At 53.9% G+C, this 24,057-nt stretch carries 22 protein-coding genes, 1 tRNA gene and 1 riboswitch; of the genes, 15 read left to right on the top strand and 8 right to left on the bottom strand.

Features of this window, described 5'->3' with window-relative positions:
* Nucleotides 1-6: 6 nt before the first annotated feature.
* The 5 genes from KZZ10_RS06760 to KZZ10_RS06780 all read left to right on the top strand — a co-directional run bounded on the left by KZZ10_RS06760 (nt 7) and on the right by KZZ10_RS06780 (nt 7,094).
* Nucleotides 7-432, top strand: a complete 426-nt coding sequence (locus KZZ10_RS06760) for a F0F1 ATP synthase subunit epsilon (protein ID WP_259660722.1) — start codon at nt 7-9, stop codon at nt 430-432.
* Between the two features lie 164 nt (nt 433-596).
* Nucleotides 597-1,457 (top strand): helix-turn-helix domain-containing protein, encoded by an 861-nt coding sequence (locus KZZ10_RS06765; protein ID WP_259660723.1) that lies wholly within the window; start codon nt 597-599, stop codon nt 1,455-1,457.
* Nucleotides 1,458-1,529: 72 nt separating this feature from the next.
* The gene (gene hemE / locus KZZ10_RS06770) at nt 1,530-2,606 is read left to right on the top strand and encodes a uroporphyrinogen decarboxylase (RefSeq protein ID WP_259660724.1); all 1,077 of its coding nucleotides are present in this window, start codon (nt 1,530-1,532) and stop codon (nt 2,604-2,606) included.
* A 363-nt stretch (nt 2,607-2,969) separates the two neighbouring features.
* Entirely contained in the window at nt 2,970-5,030 is a 2,061-nt protein-coding gene (locus tag KZZ10_RS06775; RefSeq protein ID WP_259660725.1) for a primosomal protein N', read from the top strand.
* Between the two features lie 9 nt (nt 5,031-5,039).
* Nucleotides 5,040-7,094: a UvrD-helicase domain-containing protein gene (locus KZZ10_RS06780; RefSeq protein WP_259660726.1), complete on the top strand. Its 2,055-nt coding sequence runs from the start codon at nt 5,040-5,042 to the stop codon at nt 7,092-7,094.
* 30 nt (nt 7,095-7,124) lie between these two features.
* Here the strand turns inward: KZZ10_RS06780 and KZZ10_RS06785 are convergent, their stop codons facing one another.
* Nucleotides 7,125-8,279, bottom strand: a complete 1,155-nt coding sequence (locus KZZ10_RS06785; protein ID WP_375372542.1) for a M20 family metallopeptidase — start codon at nt 8,277-8,279, stop codon at nt 7,125-7,127.
* A gap of 86 nt (nt 8,280-8,365) precedes the next feature.
* On the opposite strand from KZZ10_RS06785, the gene KZZ10_RS06790 reads away from it, so the two are divergent.
* Entirely contained in the window at nt 8,366-9,880 is a 1,515-nt protein-coding gene (locus tag KZZ10_RS06790; RefSeq protein WP_259660727.1) for a 3-hydroxyacyl-CoA dehydrogenase, read from the top strand.
* Between the two features lie 9 nt (nt 9,881-9,889).
* Here the strand turns inward: KZZ10_RS06790 and KZZ10_RS06795 are convergent, their stop codons facing one another.
* Nucleotides 9,890-10,426 (bottom strand): c-type cytochrome, encoded by a 537-nt coding sequence (locus KZZ10_RS06795; protein ID WP_259660728.1) that lies wholly within the window; start codon nt 10,424-10,426, stop codon nt 9,890-9,892.
* A 111-nt stretch (nt 10,427-10,537) separates the two neighbouring features.
* Between KZZ10_RS06795 and KZZ10_RS06800 the strand changes: the two genes are divergently transcribed.
* Nucleotides 10,538-10,612 (top strand) — tRNA-Arg (locus KZZ10_RS06800).
* Between the two features lie 66 nt (nt 10,613-10,678).
* Here the strand turns inward: KZZ10_RS06800 and gshA are convergent.
* Complete coding sequence (gene gshA, locus KZZ10_RS06805) at nt 10,679-12,244, bottom strand: glutamate--cysteine ligase (RefSeq protein ID WP_259660729.1); 1,566 nt, start codon at nt 12,242-12,244, stop codon at nt 10,679-10,681.
* A 129-nt stretch (nt 12,245-12,373) separates the two neighbouring features.
* On the opposite strand from gshA, the gene KZZ10_RS06810 reads away from it, so the two are divergent.
* Nucleotides 12,374-12,880 carry a hypothetical protein gene (locus KZZ10_RS06810; protein ID WP_259660730.1) on the top strand — a complete coding sequence of 169 codons (507 nt, stop codon included), beginning with the start codon at nt 12,374-12,376 and terminating at the stop codon, nt 12,878-12,880.
* Here KZZ10_RS06810 and KZZ10_RS06815 read toward each other — a convergent pair.
* The gene (locus tag KZZ10_RS06815) at nt 12,855-13,136 is read right to left on the bottom strand and encodes a helix-turn-helix domain-containing protein (RefSeq protein ID WP_259660731.1); all 282 of its coding nucleotides are present in this window, start codon (nt 13,134-13,136) and stop codon (nt 12,855-12,857) included. The genes KZZ10_RS06810 and KZZ10_RS06815 overlap by 26 nt on opposite strands.
* A 129-nt stretch (nt 13,137-13,265) precedes the next feature.
* Nucleotides 13,266-13,345: riboswitch (SAM riboswitch) on the top strand.
* On the opposite strand from KZZ10_RS06815, the gene metX reads away from it, so the two are divergent.
* The 3 genes from metX to KZZ10_RS06830 all read left to right on the top strand — a co-directional run bounded on the left by metX (nt 13,335) and on the right by KZZ10_RS06830 (nt 16,434).
* Nucleotides 13,335-14,558 (top strand): homoserine O-succinyltransferase MetX, encoded by a 1,224-nt coding sequence (gene metX / locus KZZ10_RS06820; RefSeq protein WP_259660732.1) that lies wholly within the window; start codon nt 13,335-13,337, stop codon nt 14,556-14,558. It overlaps the preceding riboswitch by 11 nt.
* Nucleotides 14,555-15,166 (top strand): methionine biosynthesis protein MetW, encoded by a 612-nt coding sequence (gene metW / locus KZZ10_RS06825; RefSeq protein ID WP_259660733.1) that lies wholly within the window; start codon nt 14,555-14,557, stop codon nt 15,164-15,166. The genes metX and metW overlap by 4 nt, the downstream gene beginning before the upstream one ends.
* Nucleotides 15,163-16,434: a muropeptide transporter gene (locus tag KZZ10_RS06830; RefSeq protein ID WP_259660734.1), complete on the top strand. Its 1,272-nt coding sequence runs from the start codon at nt 15,163-15,165 to the stop codon at nt 16,432-16,434. Before metW ends, KZZ10_RS06830 begins: the two co-directional genes overlap by 4 nt.
* 22 nt (nt 16,435-16,456) lie before the next feature.
* On the opposite strand, the gene KZZ10_RS06835 is transcribed toward KZZ10_RS06830, so the two are convergent.
* Nucleotides 16,457-17,248, bottom strand: coding sequence for an exodeoxyribonuclease III (locus tag KZZ10_RS06835; protein WP_259660735.1), 792 nt, complete (start codon nt 17,246-17,248; stop codon nt 16,457-16,459).
* Between the two features lie 63 nt (nt 17,249-17,311).
* Between KZZ10_RS06835 and pyrE the strand changes: the two genes are divergently transcribed.
* Nucleotides 17,312-17,986: an orotate phosphoribosyltransferase gene (pyrE, locus tag KZZ10_RS06840; protein ID WP_259660736.1), complete on the top strand. Its 675-nt coding sequence runs from the start codon at nt 17,312-17,314 to the stop codon at nt 17,984-17,986.
* Between the two features lie 5 nt (nt 17,987-17,991).
* On the opposite strand, the gene gatB is transcribed toward pyrE, so the two are convergent.
* Genes gatB through gatC form a run of 3 tightly spaced genes read right to left on the bottom strand, consistent with a single transcriptional unit; the run spans nt 17,992 to nt 21,291 of the window.
* Nucleotides 17,992-19,449 (bottom strand): Asp-tRNA(Asn)/Glu-tRNA(Gln) amidotransferase subunit GatB, encoded by a 1,458-nt coding sequence (gatB, locus tag KZZ10_RS06845; RefSeq protein WP_259660737.1) that lies wholly within the window; start codon nt 19,447-19,449, stop codon nt 17,992-17,994.
* On the bottom strand, nt 19,449-20,981 hold the full coding sequence (gene gatA / locus KZZ10_RS06850) for an Asp-tRNA(Asn)/Glu-tRNA(Gln) amidotransferase subunit GatA (protein ID WP_259660738.1): 1,533 nt from the start codon (nt 20,979-20,981) through the stop codon (nt 19,449-19,451). Before gatA ends, gatB begins: the two co-directional genes overlap by 1 nt.
* A 1-nt stretch (nt 20,982) precedes the next feature.
* A complete protein-coding gene (gene gatC / locus KZZ10_RS06855; protein WP_259661020.1) occupies nt 20,983-21,291 on the bottom strand; it encodes an Asp-tRNA(Asn)/Glu-tRNA(Gln) amidotransferase subunit GatC in 309 nt (102 codons plus the stop codon).
* Between the two features lie 149 nt (nt 21,292-21,440).
* Here gatC and KZZ10_RS06860 point away from each other — a divergent pair, with 149 nt between their 5' ends.
* The 3 genes from KZZ10_RS06860 (at nt 21,441) to mreD (ending at nt 24,049) form a co-directional block, all read left to right on the top strand.
* Nucleotides 21,441-22,484 (top strand): rod shape-determining protein, encoded by a 1,044-nt coding sequence (locus tag KZZ10_RS06860; protein ID WP_259660739.1) that lies wholly within the window; start codon nt 21,441-21,443, stop codon nt 22,482-22,484.
* Nucleotides 22,485-22,566: 82 nt separating this feature from the next.
* The gene (mreC, locus tag KZZ10_RS06865; RefSeq protein ID WP_259660740.1) at nt 22,567-23,484 is read left to right on the top strand and encodes a rod shape-determining protein MreC; all 918 of its coding nucleotides are present in this window, start codon (nt 22,567-22,569) and stop codon (nt 23,482-23,484) included.
* A 13-nt stretch (nt 23,485-23,497) separates the two neighbouring features.
* Nucleotides 23,498-24,049 carry a rod shape-determining protein MreD gene (gene mreD / locus KZZ10_RS06870; protein ID WP_259660741.1) on the top strand — a complete coding sequence of 184 codons (552 nt, stop codon included), beginning with the start codon at nt 23,498-23,500 and terminating at the stop codon, nt 24,047-24,049.
* Nucleotides 24,050-24,057 lie beyond the last annotated feature (8 nt).

Consider the following 24,057-nt stretch of genomic DNA (forward strand, 5'->3'; position numbering starts at 1 on the left):
TTTGTTATGGCTACGGTCCAAGTAGACGTTGTTAGCGCCGAAAGATCGCTTTATTCAGGCGTGGCAAAGTTTGTGGTGCTCCCAGGTGAGTCGGGTGAGCTGGGTATCATGCCCGGACACACCCCGCTTATCTCGCGGATTCGTCCTGGTCTGGTTCGTATCGTTTTAGAAGATGGTACGGAAGAGAGCATTTTTGTGGCGGGCGGTTTGTTAGAGGTTCAACCTCGACACATCACTGTATTGTCTGACACAGCAATCCGCGGCGGTGAACTCGACGCCGAGAAAGCTGAAGCGGCACGTCAAGCTGCTCAAGAGGCTCTTGCGAACGCCAAAGACAAGGCTGATATCGATGCGATGCAAGCCGAGTTGGATATGTTGGTTGCTCAGGCGTCTGCTGCGCGTCGCATTCGGGAAATCACGAACAAGCACTAGTCTTATCTCTGTGTTGTTCGTGTAAAGAGCGCGCCAGAATTTGGCGCGCTTTTTATTTATGTTTGATTGAGTGACGCCCTGTGGCAATCCCGCATGCGTGAATTCCGAATGTTCGGAATGCAGTCAACGCTCTAGCCTTACGCTTTTGCTCGGAGCGTAGAGAGATGCGGCAACAAATTGATTGTGCGGTGCTGGTGTTGGAGGCGCATGCGACTTGGATGCCGCAGACGCTTGAGGTTGCTCAAGCGGGGCTTGCAAGGGTAAGGTTGCACCACCTAGACTGGGAAGCGGGTCAGGATCTTGAGGTTGCCGAAGATCAGTTGATTCACCTGCCTGTGCATGCGATTGCACAGGCGAGCGTCAGCTTAAGAAGGTTTGATGTATGCCTGTTGCCGGTGTCGATTGACAGTCTGGGGTGGACCCGTCAGGCATTAGCTGCCATTCCTCGCGGTCCGTTTTTACCGATCGTTGGAATTTTTCGTGATCTGAAATCGGCAGCGATGCAAGACTTGCTTGAATTAGGTCTTGCAGATTTTGTGAGGCTACCGCTATGTCCCGACGAGTTTCGTGCGCGGCTACTGGCGACTGTAGCGCGCGTGCCTCGCATGGGCTCTTTGCGTGAATCTGATCATCCTGGTCAGGCCGCATGGTTACAGGCGATTGGAATACTACCTGCAATAGAGCACGCCTCGGTGCGTCCCACAAGCATGCCCGAGCCACCAAAATTTATGCCTCGACGCAATTTGGGGGGCAGGCCGATTCGCACTGCAGTGCAGAGACATGCTACGGAGTCTGGACAAAATTTGAATACACCTTCTTTGCTTGCCGCGACACGCTCGTTTCGCGATGCCAAAGCAGCCTTAATCGAGCGGTTTGAAAAAGATTATCTTGAGCGAGCACTGGAGAGAGCTCAGGGCAACATCGCGATGGCAGCTCGTGCATCAAACAAGCACCGGCGCGCATTTTGGGCCCTGATGCGTAAGTATGAAATTGACGCGGAACAGTATCGAGTCGAAGACCTGTGAGAGTAAAATGAAAGCACTTCAGGGCGTGGTTGTGCACCGCCGCAGTTCAATACTTAAAACCAAAGGAAATCTGTGTCCGTCGCACCCTTAAAAAACGATGTGTTTTTACGTAGCCTCTTGCGCGAACCCGTGCCTTACACGCCAACCTGGTTAATGCGCCAAGCTGGTCGTTACCTTCCTGAGTACAACGCAACACGATCTCGTGCAGGATCCTTTATGGGGCTTGCACAGAATCCAGAATATGCGGCCGAAGTTACGCTGCAGCCACTGGAGCGGTATCCCTTAGATGCGGCCATATTGTTCTCTGATATTTTGACCGTACCTGATGCAATGGGTTTAGGTCTCTCGTTTGCTCAGGGCGAGGGACCGCGTTTTGCGCATCCCGTGCGCACTGAAGCAGATGTAGCCAAGCTTGCTGTGCCAGACTTAGAAAAATTGCGCTATGTATTTGATGCCGTTGGACTTATTCGCAAGCAATTGAATGGCCGAGTGCCGCTGATCGGGTTTGCCGGCAGTCCCTTTACGGTTGCGTGTTACATGGTTGAGGGTAAAGGTAGTGATGACTATCGACTGATTAAAGGCATGCTCTATGCGCGCCCCGACTTGCTGCACAGAATTCTAGATATCAACGCCCAAACGACCGCGCAGTATTTGAATGCGCAAATTGAAGCCGGCGCTCAAGCAGTCATGATTTTTGACAGTTGGGGTGGTGTGCTGGCTGATGGCCTGTTCCAGCAGTTTTCCTTGCAGTACACGCAACGGGTCGTTGCCGCCCTGAAGCGCGAGCGCGAAGGGCGCCGGGTGCCTGTCATTGTGTTCACGAAAGGTGGCGGTCAGTGGCTCGAGTCAATCGCAGCGTGCGGTGCAGACGCAGTAGGCTTGGATTGGACTGTTGACCTTGCAGCGGCACGTCGCCGGGTGACTGACTCCGTTGCCTTTCAAGGAAACCTTGATCCCATTGCCCTCTTTGGTGGTGAGCAGGCAATTCGTGCCGAAGTGCGCCGAGTCCTCGATGCTTTCGGACCCGTGAAGCAAGGCGGACATGTCTTTAATTTGGGACACGGGATCTCACAATTCACGCCACCCGAAGCTGTTCAAGCGCTAGTTGAAGAGGTTCGTTTGTATAGCCCTAGATTTCATGCGGTATAAGCCAAAAAGCCGAGTATTTATGCGGCTTATCGAGGCAAATTGCTTGAAAAGCTAGATCGAATAAAGGTAGTTGTGCACAAATATTGGGCAAGCCGGGAAACCCCGCACATTACAAACCTAATTCTCCGATGATTATGTAAGTCACTGATTTATATTGTTTAAATCAATTTTAATCGCTTGGTTGACAAATAATTACACGTAGAGTGCGAGGTTTTGTTGCTTCACTAACGTATGTTTTCCCCAAAGTTATCCACATGCCTCTGTCGTTTTGAGTTGAACTCATTTCTGTTCAGCGTTTTAGCTCAATATTACAGAAACCACATTAAGTTGATGTCAGTTTTGTGTCATGAAACATAAGGAAAGATGAGGCCTGTAACAAACTGGGTGAGCGTCGTACTTGACCTGCCTTTAGGGGGGCCGTTCGACTATCGTGCCACAACAGCCGTTGCTGTGGGTGATCGCGTGATTGTCCCTTTTGGGCATCGCAAGATGATTGGAGTTGTTGTGGACCTCCCTAGTGAGCCTAGCTACGATCCGGCCCTCGTTAAGGATGTTGAGCTGGTTTTGCAAGATATTGCTCCATTGAGTCAAAGCTGGATTAAGTTCGCACGCTTCGCGGCTGAGTACTATCAACGCCCCCTCGGCGAAGTTATCTTGCCAGCTTTGCCTTCGCCGCTTCGAAGCTTGGCGGCTTATCAAGGTAAGCGTGCCGCAGGCGGGCCGGTTGCTCGCTTGGATAAGCGACGTAAGGCAGCGCAAAGCGAGGCTATGCAGAGCGTTGTCCCAACCCTTAGTACGGGACAACAGGCGGCAGTTGACGCCATCGGAGCTTCTGAAGGTTTCAAGGCATTTTTATTGTTTGGTGTGACAGGCAGTGGTAAGACAGAGGTGTATTTGCATGCCGCAGCGCAAGCGCTCGCTCGCGGGCGGCGCGTACTCATGTTGGTTCCAGAAATAAATCTAACCCCCCAGTTTGAACAGTCTTTACGTGCACGACTCGAGCCTGTCGCGGGTCCAGAGGGTGTTGCGGTCTTGCACAGTGCCTTGTCTGATGGTGAGCGCCTGCGCGCCTGGTTAAGCGTACAGCGCGGACAGGCAAGGATTATTTTAGGTACACGTTTGTCGATCTTTGCACCGATCGACGACTTGGGTTTACTCGTTGTGGACGAAGAGCATGATGCATCCTATAAGCAGCAAGATGGTTTGCGCTACTCTGCCCGTGACTTGGCGGTGTGGCGTGCCCACGACCTAAACATACCGATCGTACTGGGTTCGGCCACGCCGTCGCTTGAAAGCTGGGTAAACACGCAAAAGAAGCATTACCAGCGGCTAGATCTACCGGATCGAGCGCGCGAGGTAACGCTGCCAACGGTGCGCTTGGTGGATACACGTCGCCTCCAAATGGAGCACGGGCTGTCCCCTCACTTAATCACAGCAATGCGTGAGCGGTTGGCAAATAAGGAACAGGTTCTGATTTTTTTAAATCGGCGTGGTTATGCACCTGCGTTGCATTGCAACTCTTGCGGATGGGTGAGTCAGTGCTCACGTTGCACCACGTTCACGGTATTGCATCGTGCCCATCAAGGGCGCCATCAACTCCATTGTCACCACTGTGGCTTTCAACAGCGTGTGCCAAAGGCTTGCCCCGAGTGTGGTGATCAAGACATGCAGCCAATGGGGCGCGGTACGCAGCGGATTGAAGAACATCTTGCAGAGTTATTCCCAGAGGCGCGGGTGCTGCGTATCGATGCTGACAGCACGCGAAAAAAAGGAAGTGCGCAGGCGTTATTTGCGAGTGTGCACGCTGGTGAGGTTGATATTTTGGTGGGTACACAAATGGTAGCCAAAGGTCACGACTTCGCCAACCTAGGCTTGGTGGGAGTGTTGAATGCGGATGCGATGTTGTTCTCGCAAGATTTCCGTGCACCTGAACGACTCTTTGCTCAGTTGATGCAGGTTTCAGGGCGCGCTGGTCGGCACTCTGGTCACGGAGAGGTCATTGTGCAAACCGGCTACCCTGAGCAAGCAGTCTACCAAGCGCTCTTGAAGCATGACTACACGGGTTTTGCACAACACACGATCCGAGAGCGCGAGGCCGCCGCATTGCCGCCGTTCTCTCATCAGGCGCTGTTGAGTGCCGAGGCGCGCGAACTTCAAACCACCCTAGATTTTCTCACCACAGCGCGAGATATCGCAACGACCCTGGCGACACAGTTGGGAAGCGCAGAGGTGATCACCCTGTATGATCCTGTACCGTTGCGGATCGTGCGCGTCGACAATATGTGTCGCGCACAATTGCTTGTAGAGAGCACACATCGCCCAGCGATGCAGCAGTTGCTTCGTCATTGGATCGCTGAATTGAATCAAGACCCTAGCGCGCGACGTTTGAATTGGCAACTTGAAGTTGATCCGCTAGAAATTTAATGAATCTTGATGTCTAAATTCGAAACTACTGGTCTGAATCCATCGCAACGCGAGGGGGTCTTGTATCTCGACGGACCCTGCTTAGTTCTTGCGGGCGCTGGTTCGGGCAAGACGCGCGTGATCACGCAAAAAATCGCCTATTTGTTACGTGAATGTGGCTATGCAGGGCGTAATGTTGTCGCGCTGACCTTTACCAACAAGGCTGCTCGTGAAATGGAAGATCGAGTCAAGCTGTTGGTTGACCCATCTTTAGCAAAAGGCCTGACGATCAGCACGTTTCATTCGTTGGGCGTACGAATTTTGCGGGAAGAAGCGCGTTTCGCCGGACTGAAACCACAGTTTTCGATTTTTGATTCGGATGATGCGATGGCGATCATTCAGGATTTGTTGGCAACAACGGATCGCGGACGGTTGCGTTCGGTCCAGCAAACGATCTCGCTCTGGAAAAACGGTCTGATCGATCCCGACGGCGCTGCGAACGTGGCTTCCACCGCAAGCGAAGTCGAGGCGGCCAAGGTATATCGCAGCTACAACGCCACACTCGTTGCCTATCAGGCAGTAGATTTTGATGATTTGATTGCCTTACCTGCTAGGATTTTCGAGCAGCACCAAGAGGTGCGCGAACGCTGGCAGCAACGCGTACGCTATTTATTAGTGGACGAGTATCAAGACACTAACGTTTGCCAATATCGACTCGTGCAGTGGTTGACAGGTGTGCGGGCGATGTTTACTGCGGTGGGTGACGACGATCAGGCGATTTATGCCTGGAGAGGTGCCACGATTGAAAACTTGGCAAAGTTGACAACGGATTACCCACAAATTCGGTTGATTAAGCTTGAGCAAAACTATCGCTCAAGTCAGTGCATCCTGGCAGCAGCCAATCACGTGATCTCAAAGAACCCAAAACTTTTCGAAAAAAAATTGTGGTCTGAGCACGGAATGGGAGACGCTATCAGTGTATCGGCGATGGCTAACGATGAAGCAGAGGCCGAAAACGTTGCCATGAAGATATCGGCCGCCCGCTTTGAAAAGCGCGCCTCCTGGAAAGACTTTGCTGTGTTGTATCGGGGGAATCATCAGGCCCGCATCGTTGAACAGGCGATGCGCAATCTACATATCCCTTACACAATTTCTGGTGGTCAAAGCTTTTTTGATAAAGCAGAAGTACGCGATGTGTTGGCCTATCTGCGATTGGTCGCGAACGAGGACGACGATCCCGCCTTCATCCGCGCGGCAACGACACCCAAGCGAGGAATCGGACAGGCAACACTGCAGACCTTAGGGCAATATGCCGGCGAGCGTCAGATTTCGCTATTTGAGGCGCTCTTTGAACAGGGTGTTGAGGGAAGTCTTGCCACGCGTCAGCTTGAGCCGTTGCGTACCTTTGGGGATTTTATCAATCGCATACGTTTTCGAGCAGGTCGAGGAGAAGCAGGGCAGCCAGTCTCCGCTGCGGAACCGGCGGGGAGCATCCTGGATGATCTGCTTAGCGCGATTCAATACGAGCGCTATTTATACGATACGCTCGACGAAAAAGCCGCTCAGTCTCGTTGGCAAAACGTACTTGAGTTAGTCGGTTGGCTCAAACGCAAAGCAGAGGCTGACGCGATGGGCTTGTTAGATCTTGTCCAACATGTTGCGTTAGTGACGATGCTTGAGCGTGGAGATGAGCAAGAGCCCGACGCAGTGAAGCTCTCAACGCTTCACGCGTCCAAAGGCTTAGAGTATCCCCATGTTTATTTACTCGGGGTCGAAGAAGGCCTCTTGCCCCATTTAGGTCGGGATGATGAGGATGTCGATCCAACAAAAGTCGCTGATGCACTGGCTTCACGTATTCAGGAAGAGCGTCGCTTGATGTATGTGGGTATTACACGTGCACAACGCAGCTTGCACTTGAGTTGGTGCCAAAAGCGTCGACGTGCTCGGGAAGATCTTGTGCGCGAGCCTTCCAGGTTTATCGAAGAGATGGGTTTGTCGGCAGCCGAGCTGCAGCTGCAGCCCGACACCTTAAGTCCAAAAAATCGCTTGGATATGCTGCGCGCGATGTTGAATAAGACTAGCTAGGCATAAAACTCTATGTCTTGCGTAAGTCTCTCACTCAATATTTGCCAGGGTGTTGCGCCAAAACGCTAGACGACGTGGCAAGGCTGAAACGAATACATGCTCACGTAACGTATGCGCACCATCGCCCTCGGCGCCTAAGCCGTCAATCGAGGGGCAGCCGACAGCGGAGGTAAAGTTGGCGTCGCTGCCACCACCTGAAACAGGTGCCTCATCAAGCTCAAAACCACAAGGCGTCGCGTACTGTTTAAGTTGCTGTAACAACTTGTCCGCTTCAGGTGACTTCACCATCGGAGGACGATTGAGCTCGACATCGATCGTGAGGGTGACATCTGGATCGTGTGGCTTGAGGGCCTGAATGCGCGCTACGATTTCTTCGCCCGCGGCTTCGTCGGGGATGCGAAAGTCGACCATGACTTCGCAATGCGATGGAACAGTATTTGTGACGGTACCGCCGCTAATCGTGCCCACGCTTACTGTGATCCCGCGGGCGTAGTCCGTCATGGCCTCTAGGGCAAGAATCTGATGGGCCATTTCGCGAATGGCGCTACGCCCTTTTTCGTGTGCCATGCCGGCATGCGAAGGCCTACCCGTGCAGATGAGTTTGAGCATGCCGGTGCCCTTACGACCTGTGACACAACGTCCACCATTTGGGCGTGCAGGCTCAGGCACCAGGGCGTAGCGCGCTTGCTTGGCGAAGTCCTCAATATAGGCGCGTGAAGCGTGGCTGCCGACCTCTTCATCAGGGACGAGTAAGAAATCGACGGGAAGCTTGGTGGAGTTAGGGGTGGAGAATTCACCGAGCGCGGTGAGCGCTAAGAATGCACCGCCCTTCATGTCGAAGGCCCCGGGGCCGTAAAGCTTGTCATCCTCGATCCGGCATGGATTCGTCTTGAGTGTACCGATCGGATGTACCGAATCGATATGAGCAAGAAGAAGCAGGCCTCGTCGCGTATCGCCTGGTGCGCGATTACTGGCCACAATCATTGGTAATTTTGTTTCGCCAATTTCGCTGAGCGTAACCGTCAAACCTGCTGCACGGGCTTTGGTTGCAACAATTTGAGCCATACGGTGGACGGCAGCGGGATTGTTAGAGGGTGACTCACATTCAATCCATGTGCGCAGCTCGAGGGCCAGGCTTTGAGCCAGCGCGTCTGTAGAGGGTTTGTCCAAGGTGGTGGTGCTCATGGTCAGTCCTTGCGGGTATGATGAATATGACTATTATGCAACAGCTTAAGATTAAGGCTTTGCCTCTTGCAACAGGAAACAACAGAATGAAGACGATTAAAACGGTGGGCGTGGCGGGTGCGGGTGCAATGGGGCGCGGTATTGCGCAGATCGCTGCACAGGCAGGCCTGCGGGTGCGACTATTTGATACAAATATCCAGGCAACGGCAGCCGCACGCGACGCGTTAGCGACGACGTGGGCTACGTTGGTCGCAAAGGCCAAGTTGACGCAAGATCAGGCGGACGCCGCCCTCGCAAATATCCATCCGGCGCAAGAGCTCGCAGCGCTTGCCGATTGTGATTTGGTGATCGAGGCGATTATTGAACGACTCGATGTCAAACAGAAATTCTTCGCTGAGCTGGAAAAAGTGGTTTCGTCGGACTGTTATCTTGTCTCCAACACGTCGTCGCTATCTATTACCTCGATTGCTGCGGTGTGCGCTCGGCCAGAGCGTGTTGCGGGGTATCACTTTTTCAATCCAGTACCTTTAATGAAGGTGGTGGAAGTGATTGATGGGTTGCGCAGTGATCCAGCTGTCGGCGATGCCCTGATGGCCTTAACGGTGCGCATGGGGCACACGCCAGTGCGTGCGAAAGATATGCCGGGTTTCATTGTGAACCATGCTGGTCGCGGGATGAATACTGAGGGGTTGCGTATCGTTCAGGAGAGTGTCACTGGCTTTCAAACGGTTGACGCAATCATGCGCGAGCAGGCCGGCTTCAAGATGGGGCCCTTTGAGTTGATGGATTTGACCGGACTTGATGTGTCCCACGCTGTCATGGAGTCCATCTACCAGCAATTCTATGATGAGCCACGCTTTCGGCCGTCGCCAATTGGTACGGTACGCGTGGCTGGAGGTTTATATGGACGTAAGACACAAGGCGGGTTTTACGCGTATGCAGACGGACAAAAACAAGTAGCGCATGAGCCTGCGGCGCCAGCCTTGTCGCATCCTTGTAAAGTTTGGGTAAGCCCAGCGCATGCCTTAGGTCACGCACGAGCGACTCAGTTGCTCAAGCGACTAGGGGCTATGATACAAACCGGCACGAAGCCTGGCCCGGAAGATTTGCTTATCGCGACCCCTTTTGGCTTGGATGTTTCTACATGTGTTGCGGAGCAAGGGCTCGATGCATCGCGTACGGTTGGTTTGGATACGTTGCATGATTTTGAACTTAGCAAACGCCGTACGTTGATGGTGTCGCCTGCCACGCAGCCGCAGTGGCGTGACTTGGCACACGCCCTACTGGGTAGTGACAACATTCGCGTAAGCGTTGTGCAGGACTCTGCAGGGTTTGTTGCGCAGCGCGTTGTGGCGATGATCGTCAACATTGCCTGCGACATTGCGCAACAGAGCATTGCGACGCCTGGGGATATCGATCGTGCCGTTAACTTGGGGCTTGGTTATCCTCAAGGACCTTTGACGATTGGTGATGCCTTAGGCGCTGAGAATATTCTTGAAATTTTGCGCAATATGCAGAGGGTCACAGGTGACCCTAGGTATCGCCCAAGTTTGTGGCTGCAACGGCGTGTGCAACTGGGACGGTCGCTCACGACCGCCTGAAGTTACTGCTTATTTTGCAGCGGGTGCTTGCGGTGCAGGAGCGGCAGGCTCTTCGAATTTGCCGCCAGCGCTATTCGCCATGTAGACGACTGCGCGGGCAATCTCGTAGTCGTCCAACGCAGGGTTGCCACCCTTGGCCGGCATAGAACCTTTGCCCTTAACTACGTTCGCCACCATAGACGCTAAACCAGTGCCGATCGCAGTTGACCAAGCTCCTGCGTCGCCGAACTTCAATGCACCTGCAACCCCAGCGGTATGACAACCAGCACAGACCGCTTTGTAGACCTGCTCGCCAGTTTTATAGACTTTTGGACCACTTGCGTCGACGAGGTCAAGGCGAGCAATCGGAGCAATGCGTTTGGCTGTAGCTTCTGGACCGAGGGTGTCAGAGCCAGCGCCGACTGTAACGCCGGCTGTGACTAAGTTAGCCAGCAGGATAATGATGATGACCGGCAAGATAAACGACAGCACGACCGTAACGATCAGTTGCTTGGGTGTCTTGATGGGTGAGTGGTGTTCTTCTTCGTGTGGCTGCGTATTGCTCATGACCAAATCCTGCAAGTAGTTGACTTACAAACCCGAGAATTATAGCGGGATCGGAAGAGGTCCGTGAGAAATCCAAGTGCGCAAACGGCTGCCGCTATAATTCACAACTTGGCGCCCGTAGTTCAATGGATAGAATAAGAGTTTCCGAAGCTCTCGATACAGGTTCGATTCCTGTCGGGCGCGCCACCTCGCTGTTTAAAAGCCGAATGCTGTGCCTCGACACCAAGCGTTCCTTTGTTTCTCTGCGACCTCTTAGTGTGGGCTAGGCGCTTTCAATGCAGAGTGAAACCGCGCTACATATTCGTCAAAACTCTCGTTGTCCGACGCTTCGATTGCTTCTTGGTCCATCAAGGACTGCGTGGCTTGCGTTTGCGCCGCGGCTAACTCAGCAGTGGTTAAGCCTGTTTTACGCAGACTTTGGGCATGGGTCTTGCTGAGGCTCAAGGCCTGCGCGTGGAAAGATCCCCCTGCGCGTTTGAGCTGCTCCAGAAACTGCGCAGAAGGAGTTTGTTGGGTATCGCGAACTTTGGAACGTTGTGCCTCAACCGCAGGTACATAGGTACTGTCGCCCAGGGTTTGCCCAAAAGTTTGTGCGCAAAGTGCGATCTGATCAAGGAGGTTGTCAGCCCAGTCGGCTAGCGGGATCTCGCGACCATTTTGCTGGAGCGAGAGGCCTGGCTGGCGCCCTTGTTTGACTACCTTCGCAAAGTTTTCGGCGCTTTCGGGACACCAACCGCTATCGGTAAACTCTGGACTGTCTTCCAGCGCACAAAACAATAAGAACGCATCGACAAAGCGAGCTGTTTGTGCCGAGATTCCAACGGGCTCGCTGGGATCGATGTCTAGGCACCGCACCTCAATGTATTGCACGCCACGCTCCGCGAGCGCAGTGATAGGACGTTCGCAAGGTCCGGTGGTGCGCTTGGGACGAATGCTTGAGTAAAACTCGTTCTCAATTTGTAAGACGTTTGTGTTGAGTTGGATCCAATCACCCTTGCGATGTGTGCCGATGGCTTGGTAGGCGGGCCACGGCGTAGTGACGGCGTCGTACAAGCGCTCGAGAAACATATTGAGATCGTTGTAGCAGAGCTTGAGCCCTGATTGTGCTTTATTTTGGTAACCGAGGTCACTCATGCGCAAGCTGGTTGCGTATGGCAAATACATCGTATCCGGGGTGAGTGACTCGAGGTTGCCCACATTGCCGCGTAGAAAATCTGTTGAGACTGCTGGCGAGGCGCCAAACAAATACATCAGCAACCAGTTATAACGCGTGAAGTTGCGAATTAATGAAATGTAGCCAGCGGAGCGGCGATCTTGGGGAGTCTCTTGCTTGAGATCAAGCAGGTCCCAAATCGCTTCGTCAAAGGAAAAGTTGTAGTGCAAGCCCGCGATGCATTGCATCGTCTTGCCGTAACGTTCGGCGAGGCCGCGTCGGTACACGTGCTTAATCATGCCGGTATTAGACGTGCCGTACCAAGCGATGGGGATGTCGGCGTCGGCGGGTAGCTGGGCTGGCATGGAATGATTCCACATCAGTTCGTTGGGCATCGTTGTGGCCACAACACGATGAATCTGATTAATTTCTGCCATCAGCGCATCGACCGTTGTGTGCGTACCTGTGATGAGCTCGAGAAGCGCTTCCGAGTAGTCCGTCGTAATGCGAGGATGCGTCAGCGCCGAGCCGAGCGAAATAGGATGCGCCGTGGTGGAAAGAGCTCCGGCTTGGTCCACACGCAGGCCTTCTTTTTCGATTCCGCGTAAGGACTGGCGCAAAATAGCTGGACGTTCGAGCAGTCGTGCGAGGCGGGTAGACAACATAGACACGAGAAGGCCTTTAAACTTTTGTGAGACCTCCCATTTTAAGCTACGAGCATCCTCGTGCGGTTTCGAGCTTAATCTAGGACAATCTATAGATATCCAAGATACTTTTATGGTTTAACCGAAGATATGCGTAAATTTATATCCCTTTGCGTGTTGTGGGTAACGTTGGGGTGGTTGTCGGGGTGTTCGCCAGAGTACAACTGGCGCGAGTCGTCGGTGGCTGAAGAGCGCGCGGTCGTGATGTTTCCTGCCCGCGCTAAAACTGAGCAGCGCCAGATAGAGGTGGAGGGTGTTAGTTTGACATTTTCGTTGACGTCGGCAGCCGTTAGGGAGTCGGTGTTTTCTGTTGGCTATGCCAAGCTGGATGACAACGTGAGCGCAATCAAGGCGCAGGCGCTTGTTGATGCGTTCGTGCAGGCGTTGGCTAGGCGCGCAGGACAAGCGGCTCCCGCTCAGGCCGCATCGGGTGGGATTTTTACTCTTGAGAGTCAAGTAAACGGCAAGCCGTCTCGCTTAATGGGACGCGTGTTAGTACACAGAGGAATGCTAATTCAGGTCGTGGTTTCCGGGCCGACTCAATCGCTTTCCTTAGAGAATGCCTCAGATTTCATGCAATCGTTGGTGCTTCGTTAGGGGGCGTGTTCGCTTGCGACGTAAGCCTAGTGTGCTCTGGGTCATTCGGGATACCGTTGAGCAGACCAAGTCGTAACGCTTGCGCAACACCCGCTTGGCGACCATAGACCTTGAGCTTGGCGCAAGCGTTACGCAGGTGAAAATTCACCGTACGCTCGGTAAGGCCGAGGATGAGGCCAGTTTCCCAACTGGTTTTGCCTTTGGATACCCACTCGAGGCATTGCACTTCTCGCCCGGTGAGCCTTGGCTTGGTCATCAATCGAGGTCTCCCCACGCAATCGGCATAATCGCGTAGTTTGCCCTGCCTCCCTGCATTTGGAAATTCGCAAAACCCCTGTGATTGCTACTTCTTTTGTAAGTAAGTGTCTGGCAATGTTAAACTTTGTACTCAGTTGGCGCCGATTTGCTTGATCCGCTTGCGGGCGCCTCATAAATCCCGCTAAAGAAGGTCCGTATGACGACTACGTCCAGCACGCAGGACGCACCACACGCACTCAACGCCAGCGCAAACGCGCATGGCTCTGTTGGCGTGGTCCACACCCAGTACATGCATTTTGATGAGCCGCTCCCCTTGGTGAGTGGCCAAACGCTTGCAGCCTATGATTTGGCGATCGAGACCTATGGCGCACTCAATGCAGACGCAAGTAATGCCGTACTCATTTGTCATGCGTTGAATGCCTCACATCATGTGGCAGGGGTTGCAGCGGATAATCCTGACGATATTGGTTGGTGGGACAACATGGTGGGGCCCGGTAAGCCGGTCGATACCAATATATTTTTTGTCATTGGCATCAATAATCCAGGCTCTTGTTTTGGCTCAACGGGTCCGGCGGCGCTTCGACCAGATACCGGCAAACCTTGGGGTGCTGCATTTCCAGTGCTGACGGTGGAAGACTGGGTGCAAGCACAGGCTCGTGTTGCTGACCGCTTAGGCGTTAAACGTTTTGCTGCAGTGATGGGCGGTTCCTTGGGCGGCATGCAGGCCCTGAGTTGGGCGATGACCTTGCCTGAGCGTGTAGCGCATTGTGTTGTGGTGGCGAGCACACCGCGGCTCTCTGCACAAAACATTGCCTTTAATGAAGTCGCCCGTCGCGCCATCATTACGGATCCAGAGTTTCATGGTGGTGACTACTACGCGCATGGGGTTGTCCCGCGTAATGGATTGTCTGTCGCGCGTATGGTTGGGCATATTACTTATCTCTCCGATGATGACATGGCAGAAAAATTTGGTCGCACGCAGCGTGCGCCTGCCGCCGGGGGCGCCTATCACTATGGCTATGGCGTGGAGTTTGAGGTCGAGTCTTATTTGCGCTATCAAGGTGAGAAGTTTTCCAAGTACTTTGATGCCAATACTTATCTGCTGATTACACGTGCGCTCGACTACTTCGATCCCGCACGCGAGACAGGGGGTGACCTCGCGCGTGCTCTTAAACCGGCCACCGCAGATTTTTTACTCGTGTCCTTTACAACTGACTGGCGGTTCGCACCAGCGCGTTCACGTGAAATTGTGCGCGCGCTTTTACAAAATGGACAGCCAGCGACCTACGCCGAAATCGATGCGCCGCATGGCCATGATGCCTTCTTGTTAGATGATGCGCGCTACCATGGCGTGATGCGTGCTTACTTCTCGCGCATTGCAACAGGGTTGGTGCCAACTGAACGCGAGGTGCAGCAATGAGTCCACAGCTTTCTCAGATGAGCCTACGACCCGACTTGGTGCGTATCGCCCAATGGATACGGCCGAACAGTAGCGTGTTGGATCTTGGTTGTGGCGATGGTGCTTTGCTTGGACATCTCAAGCAAACTAAAAGTATTCGCGGAGTAGGCGTTGAGATCAGCGATGCGCGCGTGTTGTCATGTGTGCAACGTGGTGTTCACGTGATTCAGCAAAACCTCGAAGATGGTCTGGCGATGTTTGACGATCAGCAATTCGATACGGTGGTGTTGTCGCAGACCTTGCAGTCGATGCACCGTACAGAGCATATTCTTCGTGAAATGGCGCGTGTAGCGCGCGAGGCAATCGTTTCTTTTCCCAACTTTGGCTATTGGCCACATGGCTGGTCGATTTTGCGAGGTCGTATGCCGGTGACAGGCCAAATGCCCTACGACTGGTACGACACACCCAATATTCACCTTTGTACGCTTAAAGATTTTGAACGGCTTGCTGCGACGCTAGATTTCACAATTCTTGAGCGCGCAACATTTAACGATGAGCACGAGGTGAAGGCTTTCGCTGGATGGCGCAGCACGCTTGCAGCCTATCGTTTTACGGCTGCCCGCTCATGAGTGATCCCCTTCGCGAGCCCACCATTCCCGCTTCGCAGTTGTATACGCGTCGGCGTGTCGCCCCGCTCTTGGCGCTAGGTTTTGCGAGCGGTCTGCCACTGGCTTTGACCGGAGGCACGTTGCAAGCGTGGGCGACAGTTGAGCAGGTTTCGTTACAAGAAATTGGCTTTCTGACGCTGGTCGGAACCGCTTACACGCTTAAGTTTTTGTGGGCGCCGGTCATCGATCGTTATGCACCGCCTTTTTTAGGAAGGCGACGTGGCTGGATGCTTATTATGCAGATCTTGCTCGCGTTAGGCATGATGGCGATGGGGTTGATGTCTCCCGGTCAGAGTTTGTTGCCACTTGCTTTGCTAGCTGTAGCAGTCGCCTTTTGTTCCGCGACTCAAGATATTGCATTCGATGCATACCGCAGTGATGTTTTGCAAAAGGAAGAGCGCGGCGCAGGGGCTGCTCTATCGGTACTAGGTTATCGGTTGGCGATGCTGGTGTCAGGCGGGTTGGCTCTGATACTCGCGGATCAATGGCTGGGCTGGGGGCAAACCTACATGTTGATGGGCGTGCTCATGCTGATCGTCGCCTTAGCGACATTTTGGGCGCCAGAACCTGCAGTCCCCGCCGAGACCCCGCGCTCGTTGGCCCGCGCAGTTGTTGAGCCCTTCAAGGAGTTCTTCTCTCGACCTGAAGCATTAACCGTGCTCTTGCTTATCGTCCTCTACAAGCTGGGAGATGCGTTTGCTGGTGCGTTATCGACAACGTTTTTGATTCGTGCGGCGGGCTATACAGCAACGGAAGTCGGGACTGTTAATAAGCTCCTAGGTCTTGCGGCAACGATCATCGGAGCGTTAGCTGGTGGAGCCTTGATGGCAAAACTTGGCTTGTATCGCTCGCTGTTGTTCTTTGGATTGTTACAGGCCGTATCCAACCTTGGCTTTTGGCTGATCTCGGTAGGGCCGCATAACGTGTGGCTGATGGCGGCGGGCGTAGGCCTTGAGAACTTGTGCGGCGGCATGGGCACCGCGGCTTTTGTCGCGTTGCTGATGGGCCTCTGTAATCGTGAATTTTCAGCGACCCAGTTTGCGCTGCTTTCGGCACTGTCAGCAGTCGGGCGGACCTATCTAGCGGGTCCGTTCACACCACCGATGGTTGAGTATGCGGGTTGGCCAACATTTTTTCTGTTGACCGTCGCGATCGCTTTACCCGGCTTGGTGCTGCTACGTTGGCGCCGCGCCGATATTGAGCGAATCGACGGCCGCACCGACGCATAGGGCGCCACAGGTTCAAGCGAGATTACGCCAACTTGAAGTCGTAATCGATCGTAAGGGGTGCGTGATCCGAGAAGCGCTCATCTTTGTAAATACTAGTGCTGCGAGCTGTTGCAGCGAGTCCAGGTGTCGCCAGTTGGTAGTCCAAACGCCAGCCAACGTTCTTGGCCCAGGCTTGGCCGCGATTGCTCCACCAGGTGTATTGCTCCGCGCGCTCGTCGAGCTGCCTAAAGACATCGACAAAGCCGATCTCTTGCAGCACATGAGTAACCCAGGCGCGCTCTTCTGGGGTGAAACCTGAGTTTTTCTGATTGGATTTCCAGTTCTTCAGGTCGATTTCTTTGTGGGCAATGTTCCAGTCCGCACAGATGACATATTCGCGTTTATTTTTTTTGTGATCATCCATCAGCGCCTGCATCCATGGGCCAAACTTGTCGAGAAAGCGGAACTTTGCCTCTTGGCGCTCTGGTCCACTAGAGCCGGAAGGAAGATAGGCGCTGATCACCGATAGCTTTGGCCAGTCGACGCGGATAACACGGCCCTCGCTATCGAACTCTGGGCAACCCATGCCAGTCACGACTGTTTTGGGTTCCTGTTTGAGGTAAATCCCAACGCCGCTATAGCCTTTTTTCTCTGCAGCATAGAAGTGTCCCGTGTAGTCATGGGGATGCTTGAGATCTTCGTGAATATCTTCGAGATGTGCCTTAAGCTCCTGGAGGCAGACGATGTCGGCTTGATGCTGTTTGAGCCAGTTCGCGAGCCCCTTGTTGTACGCCGAGCGGATGCCGTTCAAGTTAAGTGAAGTGATGCGCAGCAAAGAAAAGCTCCTAGTCGGTGAGATAATGATGGATCAATAAGTTCATCCATGCGGGGTCATGCCATGTCCAGCAGTACAGATCGTCGTGCTTTCGTGCAGTTTGCTCTTAATGAGGGCGTTTTACGGTTTGGTAGCTTTGTGACCAAGTCGGGTCGCACGAGCCCCTACTTCTTCAATGCGGGTTTGTTCAATTCGGGGGCGTCTGTTGGGCGCCTTGCGCAATTTTATGCCCAAGCACTGGTTGATGCGAAGTTGCCCTTCGATATGTTGTTTGGACCGGCGTACAAAGGTATCCCTTTGGCAACAGCCACCTCGGTTGCGCTTGCTACGCATCCTGCGATGGCCGGTAAAGATATTCCGTTCGCCTACAACCGTAAGGAAGCAAAGGATCACGGCGAGGGTGGCGTGCTGGTGGGAGCCCCTCTTAAAGGGCGTGTTGTGATCATTGATGATGTCATTACAGCCGGCACTTCTGTCAAAGAGTCGGTAGAAATCATCGAAGCGGCAGGCGCTACACCCTGCGCGGTGCTGATCGCGATGGATCGTATGGAGCGAGCTGGACCCGACGGGGCGTTATCACCCCATTCGGCTGTGCAGGAAGTGCAACAGCGCTATGGTTTGCCCGTTGTCAGCATTGCCTCGCTGACCGACATTCTGGAGTTGTTAAAAAACAATCAAGAGTTTGCACAGCATCAAGATGCCGTCCTGGCATACCGGATGCGTTACGGCATTACCTAAGCAAACTAGGCATCAAGTTTCGCTTTGAGCAAATCGTTGACTTGCTGAGGGTTAGCTTTTCCTTTAGCTGCCTTCATGATTTGTCCGACGAGCGAGTTAAAGGCTTTTTGTTTGCCGGCGCGATATTCGGCAACGATTGTCGCTTGCTCTGCTAGCACGGTGTCAATCATCGCCGAGATCGCACCGGTGTCATTGATCTGTGTCAGGCCTTTTGCTTGAATGATGGCATCGGCTTGACCGCCATGCTCACCAAGCCACATCGCAGCAAACACATCGCGTGCGATCTTGTTTGAAATCGTGCCGTCAATAATGCGTGTGAGTAGCGCGGCAAGTGCCTTGGCGCTGACTGGACATTGCGTAATCGTTTTTTCTTCGCGGTTCAGTGTGGCTGACACCTCGCCCATCAGCCAGTTAGCGGCGAGTTTTGCTTGTCCCGCAGGAAGGGCGTGTGCAACTTCTTCGAAATATCCTGCAAGCTCACGACTGCTTGAGAGTTGTGCCGCATCGACGGCAGCCAGACCATACTCGCTGACGAAACGTTCGCGCAAAGCGCTCGGAAGCTCGGGCATCGATTGACGCACTTCTTCAATCCAGCTTGCTGCGATAACAAGGGGAGGGAGGTCTGGGTCCGGAAAGTAGCGGTAATCGTGCGCGTCCTCTTTACTGCGCATGCTACGTGTTTCGTCGCGGTCCGAGTCATAGAGGCGGGTCTCTTGGACTACTTTGCCACCGTCCTCGATCAACTCGATTTGGCGGCGAACCTCATACTGAATCGCGCGCTCTAGAAAACGAAACGAGTTGACGTTTTTAATTTCACAACGCGTGCCAAATTCTTTTTGGCCTTCTGGGCGTACTGATACGTTGGCGTCAACACGAAAGGATCCCTCTTGCATGTTGCCATCGCAGATGCCTAGCCAAACGACCAGGCTATGCAAGGCTTTGGCATAAGCAACGGCCTCTGCGGCCGAACGCATTTCTGGCTCAGAGACGATTTCTAGTAATGGTGTACCAGCACGGTTGAGATCGATGCCGCTTGAGGACTCGCCATGTGGCCCGACGAAGTTGTCGTGTAATGATTTGCCAGCATCTTCTTCTAGGTGCGCGCGCGTCAGGTTGACTGTCTTTTCTGTATCGCCAACAAAAAAGCTTAATGATCCCCCGAGTACAACGGGAATTTCAAACTGGCTAATCTGATAGTTTTTCGGTGAATCAGGGTAGAAGTAATTTTTGCGCGCAAAGATTGAGCGCGGAGCGACCGTTGCTCCAACGGCCAAGCCAAAACGTATAGCGCGATCGACTGCGGCGCGGTTCATGACTGGCAGTGAGCCCGGCAGGGCGAGATCTACTTCGTTCGCTTGGGTATTGGGTAGCGCACCGTAGTGAGTGCTGCTGCCTGAAAAAATTTTGGTCTGAGTCGAAAGCTGCGTGTGCGTTTCGAGTCCGATGACGATTTCCCATGCCATTATGCTTGCCCCGCAATGCGTTGATGCCAGTCGGTTGTCTGTTGGTATTGGTGGGCGATGGCAAGCAGGCGCCCCTCATCAAAATAGTTACCAATGATTTGCAGACCCACAGGGAGTTGACTCCCTGAGACACCACGACCAAAGCCGCATGGAATCGACATGCCAGGCAGACCCGCCAAATTTAAGCCAAGCGTGTAGACATCTGCTAGCCAGTCAGCGGTGGGGTCGTCCTGACTGTGCCCAATTGGTGCAGCGACCGTAGGGGTCACTGGCCCCATGATGACGTCACACTGTGTGGTCAGCGCAGCTTGAAAATCATCGGCAATCATGCGGCGAAGGCGCTGCGCTTGTAAGTAGTAAGCGTCGTAGTAGCCATGCGACAGTACGTAAGTGCCGATCAGAATGCGGCGCTGTACTTCCGGACCGAAGCCTTCTGCACGCGAACGCGCTGTCATATCAGCGAGGTCGGTGTAGCTTTCGCTGCGATGCCCGTAGCGCACACCGTCGTAGCGCGATAGATTGCTTGAGGCCTCAGCAGGCGCAATGACATAGTAGGCGGGGATCGAAAGCTGCGTGCGTGGCAATGAGATGTCGACGCGTTTGGCACCGAGCGCTTCAAATTGCGCGATGGCCGCTTCTACCGCTTGCGCGACTTCGTTGTTAAGGCCGTCGCCAAAATATTCGCGTGGAACGCCAATACGAAGACCCTTCAGTGGCTGTGCGCCCTGTGCTGCGTATTGTGCGTTGGCTGATTGATATTCACTGCGGATCCGTCCGGGCGCATTTGCAACGCCCTGACATTGTTCGGCGCTTGTTGCGTCGCGGTGGTCGAATCCACTCATCGTGTCGAGTAGTTCGACCAGATCGGCTGCATTCGCTGCGAGCGGACCTGCCTGATCTAGGCTCGAGCCGTAAGCAATCATTCCGTAGCGCGACACCGCGCCGTAGGTCGGCTTAATACCGCTGACACCGCAAAGGGCCGCAGGTTGTCGGACTGAGCCACCCGTGTCTGTACCCGTGGTCGCCATTACTAGTTTTGCTGCGACGGCCGCCGCCGATGCACCGGAAGACCCGCCGGGGACTGCGCTCGGATCCCAGGGGTTCCGGGCAGGTCCAAAGGCGGAGTGTTCATTACCTGAGCCCATCGCGAATTCATCGCAATTGAGTTTGCCAAGGCTGACGCACCCGGCTTCGCGCAGCTTGCGCACGACCGTGGCATCAAAAGGGCTGACATAGTTCTTAAGCATATTGCTGCCCGCGGTGCTGCGCCAACCTTCGGTGACAAATAAGTCTTTGTGTGCGATCGGGATTCCCGTGAGTGGTCCCGCCGTACCTGCGGCGATGGCGGCATCGGCCAAGCGAGCTTGCGCTAAGGTTAGCTCGGCATCGACGTGCACAAAAGCGTTCAGTGCATGTTGATCTTGAATCTGTTTAAGGCAGTCCTGGGCAAGCTCGGTGGCACTAAGTTTGCGGGCAGACAGCGCTTGGCTCAACTGGGCGAGGGAGTTGAACTGGAGCAGGGTGTTAGACATCTTATTCAAGCACCTTTGGAACCAGAAACAAGCCCTGCGCGGAGCCGGGGGCGTTCACCATGAGTGCTTCCCGGCGTTCAACGGAGGATATCTCGGTCACCTGATCTTCGCGTAGGCGCAAAGATACCTCTGTGACCGCCGATAAGGGGTGCGCCAAAGGCTCTACGCCAGTCGTATCCACTGCCTGTAAGGTTTGAATGATGCCTAGAATCTTGTTTAGGTCCGTTTTAGCCTGCGCTTGCTGTGCTTCAGTTAGGTGCAGCCTTGCCAGGCGGGCGATACGGACGACTTCTTGGTCAGTGAGAGCCATGGGCGGGGGTTGATCCATTTCAGGGGGGTTACCCCTTGGTTTAGTGCTATACGAGAGGCATATTTTGCCGTTACTTGAAGAATTATAAGTTATGATAGAAGGTCAATCGCTGCGCGTTGCGCGCGTCAATATTTTTTGGCTAGACACTCATGTTCGGATTCCTTCGTAGTTATTTTTCCAGCGATATGGCGATCGACCTCGGGACAGCCAACACGCTTATTTATGTTCGGGGCAAGGGCATTGTGCTCGATGAGCCTTCTGTAGTGGCCATTCGCCACGACGGTGGCCCCGGAGGCAAAAAAATCATACAGGCGGTTGGTCGCGAGGCAAAGCAGATGCTTGGACGCGTCCCAGGCAATATTGAAGCCATTCGCCCCATGAAAGACGGTGTGATTGCCGATTTCACGGTCACCGAGCAGATGCTTAAGCAGTTCATTCGGATGGTGCACCCGCGCAATATGTTCGCGCCGAGCCCGCGCATTATCGTTTGCGTGCCTTGTGGTTCCACGCAGGTTGAACGCCGTGCTATTCGTGAGTCCGCTTTGGGTGCGGGCGCAAGCCAGGTTTATTTGATCGAAGAGCCAATGGCTGCTGCAATTGGTGCTGGTTTGAACGTCTCGGATGCGAGTGGATCCATGGTCGTCGACATCGGCGGCGGTACGACCGAGGTTGCCGTCATTTCGTTGGGCGGCATGGTGTACAAAGGTTCCGTGCGCGTAGGTGGTGATAAGTTTGACGAAGCAATCGTCAATTACATCCGTCGCAACTACGGCATGTTGATCGGCGAACCAACCGCTGAACTGATCAAGAAAGAAATCGGCTCGGCCTTTCCTGGTTCCGAAGTGCGTGAAATTGAAGTGAAGGGACGTAACCTGGCTGAGGGAGTGCCTCGCAGCTTTACTGTTTCCTCAAACGAGATTCTTGAGTCGCTTACTGATCCACTAAATCAAATTGTCTCTGCCGTCAAAATCGCGCTTGAGCAAACCCCGCCTGAGCTTGGTGCAGACATTACCGATAAGGGTATTTCCCTAACAGGCGGTGGCGCCTTGCTACGCGATCTCGATCGGTTGTTGCAAGAGGAAACCGGTCTGCCAGTGATTGTCGCGGATGACCCACTGACATGCGTGGTGCGTGGTTGCGGGGACGCCCTTGAGCATCTGGAAAAACTAGGCGCGATCTTTATTAACGACTAGTTGCCCTGAACCTTCTGCGCTTCAAGCCTAGGATCTCTGGGCTTGAATATTTTGGGACCGGGTCACTTTGTATTGAGTTTTCATGCAACGACACGTCACCCTACGGCTTTTTCGGCAAGGCACCGCCGCCGAAGTTACGCTGACATTTCTCCTACTCGTCGCAGTGGCGTTGTTGTTTACTGACGCGCTCTGGAAGTCCTCAAATCCGATTCGGCAGACGATTGCGACAGCGGTCTACCCCTTTCAGCGACTCGTAATGCTGCCCAAAGATGCCTTGAAGGCGTTTGACGGGTGGCTGAATGCGGCCTCCTTGATTAAGACTGAGGGCGAAGCGTTGCAGCGTCAACGCATCGAGATGGCACAAGTCACGACGCGGGCGGCGTTATTGAATGCTGAAAATGAACAGCTTCGCCGCCTATTAGGCGTGGTTGAAAAGGCGGCTGAGCGGCCAGCGGTAGTGGTAGAGGTGCTCTATGAGCCATCGAGCCCCTTTGTTCGGCGCATTGTGTTCAATAAAGGCACGCGTGCCGGCATTGCGCCTGGGATGCCTGTTATCGATGAGAGCGGGGTGGTGGGTCAGATTACACGTGTGACCGCGATGACCTCAGAGGCTGCCATGCTTACCGATGAGGCGGTGTCGATCCCTGTGCAGGTCTTGCGAAATGGGTTGCGCCTCATTGCTTTCGGTTCTGGATCGCCGGGCAAAGTTGAAGTGCGTTATTTTTCATCGGACGCAGACCTTAAGGACGGTGACACGCTTGTGACTAGCGGTGTTGGTGGTGTCTTCCCACCCGGACTGTTTGTGGGCCGTATTGATCGCGTCGAGCGCAGCCCAGCGTCAGGCTTTGCCCGAGCAGAAGCCAAGCCTCTATCGCACCCTGAGCGGAATCGACACTTTCTTGTTCTGCAGGTTTCACTAGATGGTGAACAAGCGTTTCTGACCCCAAGCACAGCAGCGTCCGTGACAGAACCCGTTCGTGCACCAGCGACTGGAAAATAGGGAGGTTACCTCGATGACAAAGTACTCGCTAGGTACATCTTTATTGCAAGCGCGAAATTTGCAACCGCATTCGCTTGAGGCAGCAATGGGTTGGCACTACATCTGGCTAACCACAATCTGTATTTGGCTGTTGTCGTTGCTCCCATGGCGAAATTGGCCTGTCACACCGGATATCTTGCTCGTTGTGATTGCCTTTTGGTCTTTTCATCAACCGCGTCGCATGGGAATGGTCGCCGCGTTTTGTTTCGGGTTGACGTTAGACGTTCACGATGCAGGTCCGTTGGGCTTACAAGCATTGTTATACGCGTTAGTGGTTTACGGGACACAGCTTCTGCATCGGCGCTTAGCGCGCTTTGACTTGCTTAGACAGGCGATGCATTTGATCCCTTTGTTTGTTGGAGCTAAGTTTGTGACGGTGTTGGTTGGCGCTTTTCTGATGAGCGCGTGGCCAGGCTGGACGTGGTTGCCGGGCATACTGCTCACGGTTGCCTGTTGGCCGCTGGTTGGATGGTTATTACTGTTGCCACAGCATCGTATGGACGATGCCGGTACAGGTATCAGCTAAAGCCCACC

It is taken from the genome of Zwartia hollandica (assembly GCF_019923725.1).
In the GTDB taxonomy this organism is placed as follows: domain Bacteria; phylum Pseudomonadota; class Gammaproteobacteria; order Burkholderiales; family Burkholderiaceae_B; genus Zwartia; species Zwartia hollandica.

Excerpts from the sequence above, each read along its gene's own strand:
- gatB (WP_259660737.1), bottom strand. The coding sequence starts at position 19,449 with ATGGCATGGGAAATCGTCATCGGACTCGAAACGCACACGCAGCTTTCG.
- KZZ10_RS06790 (WP_259660727.1), top strand. The coding sequence starts at position 8,366 with ATGAAGACGATTAAAACGGTGGGCGTGGCGGGTGCGGGTGCAATGGGG.
- metX (WP_259660732.1), top strand. The coding sequence starts at position 13,335 with ATGACGACTACGTCCAGCACGCAGGACGCACCACACGCACTCAACGCC.
- gatC (WP_259661020.1), bottom strand. The coding sequence starts at position 21,291 with ATGGCTCTCACTGACCAAGAAGTCGTCCGTATCGCCCGCCTGGCAAGG.
- mreD (WP_259660741.1), top strand. The coding sequence starts at position 23,498 with ATGACAAAGTACTCGCTAGGTACATCTTTATTGCAAGCGCGAAATTTG.
- KZZ10_RS06815 (WP_259660731.1), bottom strand. The coding sequence starts at position 13,136 with ATGACCAAGCCAAGGCTCACCGGGCGAGAAGTGCAATGCCTCGAGTGG.
- KZZ10_RS06860 (WP_259660739.1), top strand. The coding sequence starts at position 21,441 with ATGTTCGGATTCCTTCGTAGTTATTTTTCCAGCGATATGGCGATCGAC.
- KZZ10_RS06795 (WP_259660728.1), bottom strand. The coding sequence starts at position 10,426 with ATGAGCAATACGCAGCCACACGAAGAAGAACACCACTCACCCATCAAG.
- KZZ10_RS06810 (WP_259660730.1), top strand. The coding sequence starts at position 12,374 with ATGCGTAAATTTATATCCCTTTGCGTGTTGTGGGTAACGTTGGGGTGG.
- pyrE (WP_259660736.1), top strand. The coding sequence starts at position 17,312 with ATGTCCAGCAGTACAGATCGTCGTGCTTTCGTGCAGTTTGCTCTTAAT.
- KZZ10_RS06785 (WP_375372542.1), bottom strand. The coding sequence starts at position 8,279 with ATGAGCACCACCACCTTGGACAAACCCTCTACAGACGCGCTGGCTCAA.
- mreC (WP_259660740.1), top strand. The coding sequence starts at position 22,567 with ATGCAACGACACGTCACCCTACGGCTTTTTCGGCAAGGCACCGCCGCC.
- gshA (WP_259660729.1), bottom strand. The coding sequence starts at position 12,244 with ATGTTGTCTACCCGCCTCGCACGACTGCTCGAACGTCCAGCTATTTTG.
- KZZ10_RS06830 (WP_259660734.1), top strand. The coding sequence starts at position 15,163 with ATGAGTGATCCCCTTCGCGAGCCCACCATTCCCGCTTCGCAGTTGTAT.
- KZZ10_RS06760 (WP_259660722.1), top strand. The coding sequence starts at position 7 with ATGGCTACGGTCCAAGTAGACGTTGTTAGCGCCGAAAGATCGCTTTAT.
- KZZ10_RS06765 (WP_259660723.1), top strand. The coding sequence starts at position 597 with ATGCGGCAACAAATTGATTGTGCGGTGCTGGTGTTGGAGGCGCATGCG.
- KZZ10_RS06780 (WP_259660726.1), top strand. The coding sequence starts at position 5,040 with ATGTCTAAATTCGAAACTACTGGTCTGAATCCATCGCAACGCGAGGGG.
- gatA (WP_259660738.1), bottom strand. The coding sequence starts at position 20,981 with ATGTCTAACACCCTGCTCCAGTTCAACTCCCTCGCCCAGTTGAGCCAA.
- metW (WP_259660733.1), top strand. The coding sequence starts at position 14,555 with ATGAGTCCACAGCTTTCTCAGATGAGCCTACGACCCGACTTGGTGCGT.
- KZZ10_RS06775 (WP_259660725.1), top strand. The coding sequence starts at position 2,970 with ATGAGGCCTGTAACAAACTGGGTGAGCGTCGTACTTGACCTGCCTTTA.